Annotated in this window: 4 protein-coding genes; 1 reads left to right on the top strand and 3 read right to left on the bottom strand. The window is 64.6% G+C overall.

The annotated features are described in order from the left end of the window. Positions 1–77: 77 nt before the first annotated feature. Positions 78–1,343 carry an Hsp70 family protein gene (locus J5M73_RS14995; RefSeq protein ID WP_102862955.1) on the top strand — a complete coding sequence of 422 codons (1,266 nt, stop codon included), beginning with the start codon at positions 78–80 and terminating at the stop codon, positions 1,341–1,343. Positions 1,344–1,438: 95 nt separating this feature from the next. On the opposite strand, the gene J5M73_RS14990 is transcribed toward J5M73_RS14995, so the two are convergent. The 3 genes from J5M73_RS14990 to J5M73_RS14980 all read right to left on the bottom strand — a co-directional run bounded on the left by J5M73_RS14990 (position 1,439) and on the right by J5M73_RS14980 (position 13,064). Further along, positions 1,439–2,449 carry a hypothetical protein gene (locus J5M73_RS14990; protein ID WP_102862954.1) on the bottom strand — a complete coding sequence of 337 codons (1,011 nt, stop codon included), beginning with the start codon at positions 2,447–2,449 and terminating at the stop codon, positions 1,439–1,441. 125 nt (positions 2,450–2,574) lie between these two features. Next, positions 2,575–3,432 carry a hypothetical protein gene (locus J5M73_RS14985; RefSeq protein WP_102862953.1) on the bottom strand — a complete coding sequence of 286 codons (858 nt, stop codon included), beginning with the start codon at positions 3,430–3,432 and terminating at the stop codon, positions 2,575–2,577. Then, positions 3,429–13,064, bottom strand: a complete 9,636-nt coding sequence (locus J5M73_RS14980; protein ID WP_102862952.1) for a hemagglutinin repeat-containing protein — start codon at positions 13,062–13,064, stop codon at positions 3,429–3,431. The genes J5M73_RS14985 and J5M73_RS14980 overlap by 4 nt, the downstream gene beginning before the upstream one ends. Positions 13,065–13,074 lie beyond the last annotated feature (10 nt).

The following is a 13,074-nucleotide window of genomic DNA, read 5'->3' as shown; positions in this document are numbered from 1 at the left end:
TAGCAGATAGTCGGCCTTTGCAACGCGCGAGGACTGGCGTACGCTTCGCGGCCGTTTTTTTCACCGGATCCAAAGACATGAACAACGCCACCCCGGCCCGTGCCTGCGGCATTGACTTCGGTACCTCCAACTCCACCGTCGGCTGGCTGCGCCCCGGCGAGGAGACGCTGATCGCCCTGGAGGACGACAAGATCACCCTGCCTTCGGTGGTGTTCTTCAATATCGAGGAGCGCCGTCCGGTGTACGGCCGCCTGGCGTTGCACGAATACCTGGAAGGCTACGAAGGCCGGCTGATGCGCTCGCTGAAGAGCCTGCTGGGCTCCAAGCTGATCAAGCACGACACCAGCGTGCTAGGCACCGCGATGCCGTTCAAGGACCTCTTGGGGCTGTTCATCGGCCAGCTGAAAAGCCGCGCCGAAGCCACCGCCGGTCGGGAATTCGAGCAAGTGGTACTGGGCCGCCCGGTGTTCTTCGTCGATGACGATGCCGCCGCCGACCAGGAAGCCGAAGACACCCTGGTGGAAGTGGCGCGCAAGATCGGCTTCAAGGAAGTGTCCTTCCAGTACGAACCCATCGCCGCGGCCTTCGACTACGAATCCACCATCGAACGCGAAGAGCTGGTACTGATCGTCGACATCGGCGGTGGTACTTCGGACTTTTCCCTGGTGCGCCTGTCCCCCGAGCGCCGTGGCGTCGACAACCGTCACGACGACATCCTCGCCACTGGCGGCGTGCACGTCGGCGGTACCGACTTCGACAAGCAACTGAGCCTGCAGGGCGTGATGCCGCTGTTCGGCTACGGCAGCCGGATGAAGAGCGGCGCCTACATGCCCACCAGCCACCACATGAACCTGGCGACCTGGCACACCATCAACTCGGTGTATTCGCAAAAGTCCCAGCTGGCCCTGGGCAGCATGCGCTACGACATCGAGGACACCGGCGGCATCGACCGTCTGTTCAAGCTGATCGAACAGCGCGCCGGGCACTGGCTGGCCATGGAAGTGGAAGAAACCAAGATCCAGCTGACCCACGCCGAGAACCGCCTGGTGGCCCTGGACCGCATCGAGCGCGACCTCAGCGTCGATCTGAGCCGGGCCCTGTTCGAATCCTCCATCGACGGTTTGCTGGAGCGCATCCGCACCAGCGTCACCCAACTGCTGAGCGATGCCAATGTTGGTGTGGCCCAGGTCGACACGGTGTTCTTCACCGGCGGTTCCAGCGGTATTCCGGCGCTGCGCCAGAGCGTGGCGGCCATGCTGCCCAACGCCCGGCATGTGGAAGGCAATATCTTCGGCAGCATCGGCAGCGGTCTGGCCATCGAAGCCAAGAAGCGCTACGGATAAGGGCAGCGGCAAGCTTCAAGCGGCAAGCCGCAAGTAAAGGCAAGAGCGGGATCGGCTGTAGCTTGCGGCTTGAAGCTGCAAGCTGGCGGCTGCTGTTAAACCAGGCCCGCCAGCTTCAATTCGCTCTTCAGGTAGGCGTAATAGATCGGCCCCGCCACCACCCCGGGCAGGCCGAAGGCGGCCTCGAACACCAGCATCGCCAGAAGCAGTTCCCAGGACTTGGCACTGATCTGCCCGCCGACGATCCGCGCGTTGAGGAAGTATTCCAGCTTGTGGATAAAGATCAGGTAGCCCAGCGCCGCCACCGCCACCCAGATCGACAGCGACAGCCCGACGATGGTGATCAGGGTGTTGGAGATCAGGTTGCCGATCACCGGCAGCAGGCCCAGCAGGAAGGTCAGCACGATCAGGGTCTTGGTCAGCGGCAGCTTGACCCCGAACAGCGGCAGGATCAGCGCCAGGAAGATCCCGGTGAAGAAGGTGTTGAGCAGGGAGATCTTGATCTGCGCGAAGACGATGTTGCGAAACGCCTGGACCAGCAAGTGCAGGCGGTCGAACAGCGCCGCTGCCAGGGGCTTGCGCTTGGTCAGGTCGGGGATGCGCTGCAGGGCGATGATCGCCCCCAGGACCATGCCGATCAGCAGGGTCACGAACATGTGCGCCGCGTCCTTGCCCACCAGCTGCAACTCGCTCAAGTGCTTGCTGGCCCAGGCGCCTATGGCCGCCTGGAACTCCGCGGCGCTGGCCGGCAGGTAGGCGTCGAGGAACGGCGGCAACTGGCCCCGGGCCTTGTCCACCACCACCATGAACTTGCCCAGCGAGGCGCCAGGGTTCTCCGCTTCATGCAGCAGGAAACTGATGGCCCCGGCGAACAGCAGGGTCAGCAGGCTGACCACCAGCGTGCCCAGCAGCGCCACCGCCAGCCAGCGCGCGCGCCGGCCTTCGATCAGCCGCTGCAATTGCGGGGTGAGCATGTTGACCAGCTCGAACACCAAGAGACCGGCCAGCAGGCTGGGCAACAGACGCATGGGCAAGGCCAGCAACAGGCCACCGAAGATGATGATCCAACTGATGAACAACAGATGACGCTGTGAAAACGCTGGCATAAAGCCTCAAGACAAACAGCGGGAAAAGACCGGCAGTCTGCCAGCCTTCACCCCGGAGGAATAGTGGCAGGCGCCCCAAGGGCATGGGCTTACATGGGTACTTGAGTCTTGTGACAGGCGAAGGTTCAGTCGCCTTTGGCCTGAGGCAGCGGGGCTGAAAGGTCGGGCAGCGGCACGTTGTAACCGCAGTAGTGCAGGTGAGTCAGGGTCAGGCGCTTGTCGGGGTAGTCATCGCCCCATCTCAGGTTCTGGTCGTAGCGCGATTTGACATGGGCACAGAACCCTTGAAGATCGGCCCGGGCCTTGGCCAGCAGCGGTGCCGGCAATGGGTTGATCTTCAGGCTCTGGAAGAACGGCAGGATGAACACCTGATCCAGGTCGTAGCCCTTGCTTCCCAAGGGCAGGCGCTGGCCGGCATGCACGTAGAACGGCTGCTGCAGGCCGCTCTCCTGCTCCCAGCACCAGTACTTGACCTTGTCTTCGAGAATGCCCACTGCGGTCCCTTCCCAGCGCTCGTAGGCGCGCAGGCATTGATAGCCCTGCACAGTCACCCACTGCAGGCTGCTGGGCTTGACTCCGCTATGGGAAGGCAGCGCCTGCCTGGCCAGCAGATCATCCAGAAAGGCCTGGCGGGGATACAGCAGCCCATCCGCGCGACCATCGAGAAAGCTGTTGACCCGCATGTACAGTGCCGCAGCCGTCACCTCGGTAGTGCCGTAGGAGAAGGTTCCGGAGGTGCCGACCGACAGCGCGTCACGGCCCTTTTCATAGTCAAAGCCGCCGGTGACAGTGCCACACGGCGCATGCCGATAAGGCTCGGGCAGGTCGAAGGAGTAACGCTGCATCAGGGTGACCCGCTTCGCCCCCTCCTGGCACAGCATGCGGGAATCCAGACGAGCATTTTCATAGACCAGGGGTGGGCCGCCGCACGCCGGCAGCACCCCACAGGTCAGAACGATCAGCGCTATCTGTGCAGCCTTCATTGCGAGCCCAGTAATTTGTCGTTGCCGTGCTGATCGATCAAGGTCGGGACGATGTACTTGTTGCTGTTCTTGAAGGTCTCTTGCAACCCGCTGCTGGCTCCGCCACAAATGTCCTTGGCCACACACAAGTAGTTGGAGTGAGGACTGTCCGCGGCCAACAGCTTGCCTGACGTAGCCGCGGCCCCGAAGAATCGGGCAACCGTATCGGACGAGTGCCACGCATTGCGCCCCAGCAAGTCGGACACCGTATCGGTCACCGGCAACGTATTGAAGAACATGCTCGAGGTCGGCCGGTTGACCTGGAAGAACGCCCCTTCACTGATGTCGAACCCGGCATTCTTGGCCGCCTGGAAGAAGTCCGTCGAAGCGACGGGCGCGCCCGACAGCTGGATGCTACCCGCATTGCCATTGGCATTGAAGTTGAGTCCGGCAATGGCCCGGTACGTCAGCAAGCCGCCCTGGCTGTGGCCGAATACATCCAGCTTGTTGCCCTGGTCGAGCCCGGCGCCGAGGAAATCATTGAGCTGCCGGGCGTTCCCTGAACGCACGGCACCGCCGAGCATCACATCCCACAAGGACTCCACCAGGTCACCCAGGAAGCCATGCTCAGGGTTATAGGCCTGGATGAAGCTGTCCTTGCCGGTCTGCATGCCGCCGTTGACCAGCGCCGCATCCAGCGAGTTCTGGATCCCGTTGGTGAACACCGCTGCGTTACCGTCGGGTGTCAGCAAGTTCTGCAAACTGTTGCGTGTGGCGTCCACATCCAGGACCGGCTTGCCCGATTCCGGGTCGATAAAGACTTTTCCATTGGCATCCTTTTTGTACTCCATCTGCACACGATAGAAGCTCATGTCCCCCGTGAGCAGCGCCGGGACTTGGGTAACCACGCCACCATGACTGACGACGCCGGGTATTACGCCGCCGGTGTAGAAGGCCGACTCGTCCATGGCTTTCTGCAGGAAGCCCGGTATCCAGGCCAAAGGCGCCAGCGCCGGGTTGTCGGCCAGGGCCTTGTCCGCGGCCTGGGTCAGATCGCCGTACTGGGTGAACGCTGCGGACGCATTCTTGCCATAGTCCTTGATCCCCTGAGCCCATTGATTGAGGGTCTGCAACGGATGGCTCACCGCGTCCAGGGACGACTGGGACACATACAGATCGGTACGCTTTTCCTTGTCCTTGGTGATCTCGTAGGCCCGTGACGGATCACGGTTCAGGCCCGCCGTGGAGTCGGCGCCAGTCTTGGCGTCGTTGCGTACGGTGATGGTGCCCGCGCCCACCGTGGCGCGCACTTCCTGTTCACGCTCCTTGCGGTAGTCATAGCCGCTGACACTCCAGCCCGAAGCCCCGGTCTTGCCCTTGCCTTCCTGGCTCTTGTCATTGGTGAAGGCCACCTCCTTGCCGCCGGTGGACTTGGCGCCGTCGCCGCCGCCCCAGCCAAAGGTGCCGCCCGCGTTGACGTAGTAGCTGTGCTCCTTGTCCTGGCCGGAGATATCGCGGAAGCCCAGGGTGCCGGTGTCCAGCTTGAGGTTGCCGTTGTCGGCGGCGACCAGCGCGCCATCGAGCTGGGTGTGCTTCTCGGTGCGGATGTCGACACCGTTCTTGCCGGTGATGCTGGTCTGCTCCTGGACCCAGTTGGTCGTGCCGGTGGTCTTGCCCACACCCAGGGAACCGCTGACGCTGCCACCGCCGCCCAGGCCGATGCTCACGGTGACGCTGGCATCCAGTTCCTTGCCGCTGACCTTGCCGGTATCCGGCACCGAGGACACGGTCAGGTCGCCGCCCACCCGGCCGATGACCTCTCCGCCGCGCAGGGTGGCGCCGGCAATGGTGGTGTCCTTGCCGCTGCTGAAACGCAGCTGGTCGCCGGCCACCAGGTTGGCGTTCTGTTGCCGCTGGTTGTCCCGGTCCAGTTGGCCCTTGCCCATGTCGACGCTGGCATAGACCGAGATGAAGTCCTTGCCACCCACCGCCAGGCCCACTTCGCCTCCGCCGCTGTGACGGCTGGACTCGCTGCTGGAATCGTTCTGCGCAGCGCGGATGGTCAGGTCGTTGCCGGCCCCCAGGTCGATATCGCGCCCGGCCTGGACCTGGGTTCCGATCAGGGTCAGGTTGTTGCGCGCCTCAAGGCTGACGTCGCGCCCGGCGAGGAACACCGACGGGGTGTTGGTGCCCTGGCTCATCTGCTCGCTGGCCACACCGTTGCTGCCACCGATACCGGCACGGGCGCTGCCGCCGCCGCTCTGGCCATTGATGCCGCCCTGGCTGCGGGCGCTCTTGCTCTCTTCGGAAATCGAGCCGCGGGCCACATCCACATTGATGTCGCGCCCCACCAGGGTGATGTCGCGCCCGGCGTCGAACTGACCGCCACGAATGTTGATGTCATTGCCGGCCACGGCGCTGATGTCCCGCCCGGCACCGAGGCTGGCAGGGCTGTTGCTGTGCACTTCCTGGCGCGAGCTGCTGGACTGGCTGGCCGTGCCGAAGTGGGTCGCGGTGGTCGGGCCCGAGGTGAACTGGTTGATCGCATCCACGGTGCTCAGCACGCTGGAGGCCTTGCTGGTGTTGTCCTCGCCTTTGCCGGTGCCCTTGATCGCATCCATGGTGTTGCCGTAGTTGTGGCTGACGTTGACCGTCAGGCCATTGCGATCACGGCTCTTGCTGCGTTCCTCGATCGAGGTTTGCTTGCCGGCATCGATGCTGATATCGCGCCCGGCCTGCAGGTTGATATCGCGCCCGGCATCCACCCGCGAGCCTTCCAGGGTCAGGTCACGCCCGGCCTTGATGGTTGCATCCTGCCCGGCCAGCAACTGGCTCGGCGCCACTGTCTGCTCGGCATTGCGCGACTTCTGCTTGAGGGCTTCGCTGCCCAGGAACGCGGTGACGCCGTTGCGATCGCTCTCCAGGGACAGCCCCACATGCTTCTCGGATTTCCAGTTGCTCTGGTCCGAACTGTTGCTGCCAGCCAGCACGTTGACGTCGCGGCCCGCCCCCACGTTGAGGTTGCGCTCGGCCGCCGCCGTGCTGCCGATCATATTGACGTCGCGGGCCGCCTGCAGGGTGGTGTCACGCCCGCCGCTGACCACGCTGCCAACGCTCTGGGACTGGGTGTTTTCCTGCCCCGACTTCTTCGCCGAGGCAATCGAAGTGAAGCTGCCGGAACTGGAAAGCCCCACCTTGCTCTTGTACTTCTCGCTCTGGCTGCTGGAGGTGTTGGCTGCATCCATCAGGTTGATGTCGCCATTCTTGTCGATCAGCCCGGCGCGCACTTCGGCATCGCGCTTGGCCTCGATGGAGCTGGCCGAAAGATTGACGTTGGTGCCGGCGATCACCACCGCGTCGTTACCGGCGCTGAGCTCGCTGCCCACCTGAGTGGTGCTGCTGGAGGTGCGGCTGTTGCCGCTCTTGTTCAGGCCGAAGCTGCCTTTCTTCTTCTGGCTGTAGGAGCTGTCCTGCTGCTCCTGGGCCGAGACCAGGCTCACGTCACGGGTGGCCCCCACCAGCAGGTCGTTGCCGGCCTTGAGCTGGCTACCGACTACAGTCACGTCGCGCCCGCCATTGAGGCTGATGCGCCCGTCCTTGTCCTGGCTGACGTTGACCATCAGGTCGTGCCCGGCGCTGATCTCGGAGGCCACGTTGGTGGTCGAGGAGTCGGCGCTCTGGGTGGTCTTGCTCTTGCCCCAGGAACCTTTCTTCTTCTGGTAGGAGGTCGAGGACTGCTCGTCCTGGGCCGAGGCGATGACGATGTCGCGCTTGGCGTTGAGGGACAGGTCATGGCCGGCATCAACCTTGCTCGCCACCACCGCCAGGTCGCGCCCGGCATTGAGTTGCAGGTTGCCGCCGGTGGTCACGCTGGAGCCCAGGGTCTGCACCGTGTCGTGGGTCACCAGGCCGCGACGGATCGCGCTCTGGGTGAAGGTATGGTCCTGCACCGCCAGTAAATCGATGTCACGACCAGCGCTGAGCTTGGCATCCCCGGCGCTGGCGAGCTGACCGAGGTTGCTCAGGTCGCGACCGGCGCTGAGGTCGAGCTGCTGGCGCGCGGTGATCTGGCTGCCCTGGTCAAGGATGGTGCGACTGCCCGAGCCGTAGCCAACGGCCACCGCGGTGCGGTCGTTGATGATGTCGCCCTTGATCGAGGTGACGCTGACCTGGTTGCCGCGGATCTCCCCGGCCAGAGCGTTGCGCACGCTGTCCTGGGCCATCAGGCTGACCCGCTCGTTGGCTTCGATCAGGCCACCCTGGTACAGGCTGCCGCCGGCATTCACGCTCAGGTCGTTGCTGGCCCGCAGGGTGCCGACGTTGCTCAGGTCGCCACCGGCGATCAGGGTCATGTCGCGCCCCTGCACCAGGCTGCCGCCGCGCAGGTTGCGGGTTTCCGCCTGGGCCAGGTACAGCACCGGTACCAGCACCTTCTCGCCCTGCACTTCGCGGGTTTCCATCCACACGATGTCGTGGGTCAGCGAGGCCACTTGGGCCGGGGTCAGGGACACGCCGACGCTGAGCTGCAACTGGTCCTTGGAAGCGATGGCGTTGTCCATCAGATAGCGATACTGGTCGTAATCACTGGTCAGCCCTGCCGCGAGGAAGCGCTGCCCGGTCTGGGCCAGCACCGCATCGCGGATCAAGCGGGTTTCATACAGGCCGTCGCCCAGGCGGCGCCAGGTCTGGTCGGTGTTGTAGTTGAGGTGGCCGAGCATGTAGTCCGAACTCATGAAGCGCGACAGGTCGGTGAAGGTCGGGTTGGTCTCGATCAGGTAGCGGCCCTGGGGATTCTGGCTCTTGACGAACAGGCCGTACTCGCCCTGGGGTACGCGGAAACTCGACAGAGAGGTCGGGTCCACGGCAGCGAACGGTACGCCGGAGAAGTCCACCGGCACGAAGCTGACTTGGGTGGTGCCGTCGGCGGCGACCTTTTCGATGCGCTGCACATCCTTGGCCACCTGGTTGGCAGCGGCGGAGCTTTGCGCGTTGACTGTAATCACCTGGCCGCCCACCTGCGCCAGGTTGTTCTGTAGCGTCTGCCCGGTGAGCTGGGCGCGGCTCTGTTCGGTCTGCACGCCGTTCTCGATAGTGCCGCTGACCTGCAGGTGCAGGCGCTGGCCGGCCTGCAGGGTGGAAGCGTAGGCAGTCTGGGTGCCCGGAGTGATCACCGTGTGGCTGGCGGGTTCGTAGATCGGGTACTGGGTCACCTCTGTCGGCAACGGGTCCTGCTGGCCCGGCGCGCGATTGGCGTTGGCAGCGTTCCAGGCGATGGTCGCCCGCTCCGCGGCGCGGAACGCGCCCTGGGAAACCCCATGCAGGAAATAGCTGATGCTGTCGACCCGCTTGTCCAGGGTCAGGCCGCGGTTGTAGAGATTGTTGGCCGTAATGGAAACATCGCGGTTGGCGGCGATCAGGCTCTGGTCGTTCTCCACTGTGTCGGCATTGATGGTCAGGTCACGGTTGGACACCAGGCGGGCACCGGCGGAGTGCTCGCCCATGGTGCCTTCATAGGTGGTGTTAACGATGTAAGTGGCGGTGTGGTGATCGCCGGAACAGTCGGTGCAATTGATCACGATGTTGCGCTGGGTGATGGTTTCGCCGACCTGATACTTGTCCATGGCGTTTTGCAGCAACGCCACGTTGAGGTTCATGTCGCCCTCGCTTTCGATGGTCCCGGAGCGGTTGCTCAGCAGGGCCGCGCGGCCACCGTCGAGGGCGGCAAAACTGAGGTTGCCGGCGCTGTAGAGATCGCCATAGCTGTTGCTCAGAGTATTGCCCCGCAGAAGCATGTCGCCGCCGCTGTAGATCAGGGTGTCGGCCGAGGTGGTGATGCCGTTGCCGGAGCGCAGTTGCATCTGCCCCAGGGCCCCGAGGGTGCCGCGGTTGTTGATCTGCGCCGCGGACACATAGAGATTCTGGCTGGCGATCAGGCGCCCCAGGTTGTCCAGGGTGCCGCGCAGGTTCAGTTCGCTGTCGCCGCCACTGGCGATGCGACCGCCGTACTGGTTGAGGTCGCCGGCCCCCACCGTGAGCTTGCCCCGGGACGACAGCAGGCCGCTGTTGTTCAGGTTGCCCCCCAGGTCCAGGGTCAGGTAACCGTCACTGGCCAGCTCCCCGGCGTTGTTCAGGGTCGCCGCGCCCACTCGCAGGCCGCTGGCGCTGGCGATGCGGTCGCCGGCACTCAGGTTGAGGTCGCCCCCGGTGCTCAGGTCCAGCGTACCGTTGAGTTGCATCAGACCGCTGCGATCCACCGCAGCCACATCCCAGTCGCCATGGCCCAGGCCGGTGATCCGTCCCTGGAAGCCGGACAGCGCCCCCAGGTCCAGTTTGAACAAGCCGCCGCCGGCGTGCTCGATGCTGCCGCCGATGTTGTTCAACTGCCCGGCATTCAGGGCAAAGGCGCTGGAACCCAGGGCCAGGGTGCCGCCCTGGTTGTTCAGCACGCCGCCCAGGGTGATACGGCTTTGCTCGCCAGCCAGCGCCCGTACCCGGCCCCCGGCGCTATTGTCCAGGTTGCCGCCCACCAGCAGTAGTGAGCTGCCCGACTCCACCAGCCCGCCCTGGTTGTAGAGGTTGGCCGCCACGTTCAAGTCCAACTGCCGGGCGCTGACTTCGCCGCCAAAGCGGTTGTCCAGGGTCTGCCCGGTGCTGCTGAGCAGGCCATTGGCGTAGAGCTTGCCCGCCTGGTTGGTGAGGCGATCGACCACTAGCTTGAGCGCTCCGGCCTGGCTGCTGATCAGTCCGGCCTTGCCGTTCAGGGCACTGTTATCCACAGCCCCGGCAGTGACTCCCAGGGTCGCGCCCTGCAGGGTGCCTCCACGGTTGTCCAGAGTGCCTTGGCCCAGCGCCACTTCGCCGTGGCCGTCCTTGACCAGGATCATCCCTTGGGCGTTGTTCAGGCCGCCGGCCACCAGGTTCAAACCGTCGCTGCCGGCCAGCAGTTGTCCCTGGCGGTTATCCAGGGCTGAACCCGCAACCTCCAGGCGCTTGCCCTTGAGGGTGCCGCCCTGGTTGTCCAATTGCCCGCCCTGGGTCACCCGCAGCGCCTGTTCACCGGCGTCGATGACCCCGGCGTTGTTGTTCAGTGCGCCGTGGTTGAGTTTCAGATCCAGCGCCCCCTGGCTGGCCACCACCGCGCCCTTGGCGCTGTTGTCGAGGCCGGAGGTATCGAGCCCGACACTGCGGCCCAGCAGCACACCGCCACTGTTGTTCAGTTGACCGCCGTTGATCTGCAGGTGCCCGTCGCTTTGCAGGCGCCCCTGGCTGTTGAGCAGTTGCCCCGGTGCCGCGCCGTCAGCCGTCAAGGTCAACTGCAGGCCATCGCTGCCGGCCGCCAGCAGGCCCGACGCCTGGTTGTCCAGACGCTGGGTGCTGACGGTCAACTGATCACCGGCCAATTGCCCACCACGGTTATCCAGCAGGCCGGTGTTGGTCAGCAGCAAGTGATTGCCCACCACCACACCGCCCTGGTTGTTTAGGCTGCCCGAGACGATCTGCACGTCACCGGTCTTGGCCTGCAGGTGGCCCAGGGCATTGTTCAGGTGCTGCTTGACCGTCAGCGTGAGCTTGCCGGTCTCGGCGCTCAACACCCCGGCCTGGTTCTGGCTGAGGCTGTCGAGGTTGGCGCTCAGCACGTCGGCGATGACCTGGCCCTGGTTGTTCGCCAGGTCCCGGGCGTCCAGCAGCAGGTTGTCCTTGCCCTGCAGCAGGCCGCCCTGGTTGTCGATGTCCGCGGTGTGCAGCTCCAGCGCGTCGGCGGTGAGGGTGCCGCCCTGGTTGCCGAGCTTGCCGCCGCTGTTGAGGGTCAGTTGCGGGGCGATCAGGGTACCGCCGCGGTTGTCCACACTGCCGGCCTTGAGGTTCAGCAGCGAAGTGGCCTGCAACTTGCCATCGGCATTGACCAGGTCCTGATCGAGGTTCACTTGCAGTGCGCCCTTCTCGGCGCTGACCAGGCCCTTCTGGCTGTTGTCCAGGCGCTTGCCGGTCACCTTGATCTGGTCGGCCAGCAGCTTGCCGCCCTGATTGAGCAACTCCCCACCCTGGGTTTCCAGCAGGGTCTGGGCCTGGAGCCGGCCGCCATTGTTGTTCAACTGCTCGCTGACCTTGAACGTGGCGCTGCCCTGGCTGGCCCCGATCAGGCCCTGCTGGTTGTCCAGCCGCTGGGCGCTGATCGCAACCTGGTCGGCGACCATCGAACCCTTCTGGTTACTGACCTCACGGGCGTTGAGGGTCAGGTCGGCACCCGCCACTTCCAGGCGTCCGCCGTTGTTGTTCAGGCTGTCGAGGGTCAGGGTTGCCGCCTGCCGGTCGCCAAAGCGGATCAGGCCTTCCAGGTTGGCAATGGCCGGGGTGGTGAGCACCAGCTCATTGTGCGCCAGCACTCGGGCCTGCCCGCCCTGGTTGACCAGGCGTGCGGCCTTGACCTCGACCTTGGGCCCCTGGATCACACCGTTCTGGTTGCTCAGGGTCTGCCGCGCGGTCAGTTGCAGAGAGCGGCTGGCCAGCACATCGCCGCGGTTTTCCAGGTTGTCGGCGTTCAGCTTGACCACGCCTTGATCGTTGCGGCTGTTGTCGCTGTTGACCCCGGCCTCGATGATGCCGTGGTTGACCAGTTGCCCGGCGTCCACCACCCGCACCTGATCCCGGGCCGCCAGACTGGTGCCCACCTCGATCTGCTCCTTGGCCTGCAGGGTCGCTTCGGTCCCGGCATAGGCCTTGCCCTTGAGGTCGATGCTCTGGGCCTTGATCGCGATCGCCTGGTTGGCGCCCATGCCGGCCACCGTGACCTTGCCGTTGGCGTCGATCTGGATGTCACCGGTGCTGGCCGCCATCTCCCCCGACATGTTCACACCCACGCCCTTCTCCGTGCCCACCAGACGGATGGCCCCGGCGTACATGCCTCCCAGGGCCGCACTGTCGATGGCCAGTTCCGGCTTGGCACTGGCATCGGCGTCCCGGGCGGTGACGCTCAGGTCATCGGCCTTGACGTCGTTGCGCCCGGTGATGACGTTGAGGTTCTTGGCATACAGGTTGGCGTTGAGCTTGGTGCTGCGGGTGATCAGGTCGAACTGATCGATATTGCTGGCGTTGAGGCCGGCACCTTCAATGCTGATATCGCCGCCATCGACCTGGAAGCGATCGAGCTTCTGACCCTCGATAATCGGCTTGCCGGTGGTCAAGGTGGCGCGCGGGGTGTTGATGAAGCCGCAACCGTTGCAGGTAATGCCATGGGGGTTGGCGACGATCACCCGGGCAGCCTGTCCGGCCACCTCGGTGTACCCCGCCAGCTTGCTGCGGTTGCTGCCGGTGACTTCGTTGAGGATGACCTGCGCCGCCTGCCCCTTGAGGTTGGGGTTGCCGATGATGTAGCCGCCCAGCTGGGTGCTCTGGGTCGAGCCGGTGGCGTTGTTGAGGATCAGGCCGTTACTGCCGACGTTGTATTCGCTGAACTTGTTGTGGGACAAGCCGCTGCCATTGGCCGCATTGATGTTGACGATGGGGACGCCGTTGCCCGCCGCGCCGATGGTGGCATTGCCCCCGGCGGCCGGGTCCAGGACCAGGCCAGCGGCGACGCTGACGATCGGATTGAGAAACAGGATCCCCGACAACGACAGGGCAATGCATTGGGCAAAGGGCTTGCGTACGTCCATATACGAATCA

The organism is Pseudomonas sp. 50_B (assembly GCF_017491625.1).
Classification (GTDB): Bacteria; Pseudomonadota; Gammaproteobacteria; order Pseudomonadales; family Pseudomonadaceae; genus Aquipseudomonas; species Aquipseudomonas danubii.
The sequence above is the reverse complement of the archived record's forward strand: the minus strand, read 5'-3'. Positions and strand labels throughout refer to the sequence as shown.

Bases quoted from the DNA above. Each gene is read 5' to 3' on its own strand.
- J5M73_RS14995 (WP_102862955.1), top strand. From the start codon at position 78: ATGAACAACGCCACCCCGGCCCGTGCCTGCGGCATTGACTTCGGTACC.
- J5M73_RS14990 (WP_102862954.1), bottom strand. From the start codon at position 2,449: ATGCCAGCGTTTTCACAGCGTCATCTGTTGTTCATCAGTTGGATCATC.
- J5M73_RS14980 (WP_102862952.1), bottom strand. From the start codon at position 13,064: ATGGACGTACGCAAGCCCTTTGCCCAATGCATTGCCCTGTCGTTGTCG.
- J5M73_RS14985 (WP_102862953.1), bottom strand. From the start codon at position 3,432: ATGAAGGCTGCACAGATAGCGCTGATCGTTCTGACCTGTGGGGTGCTG.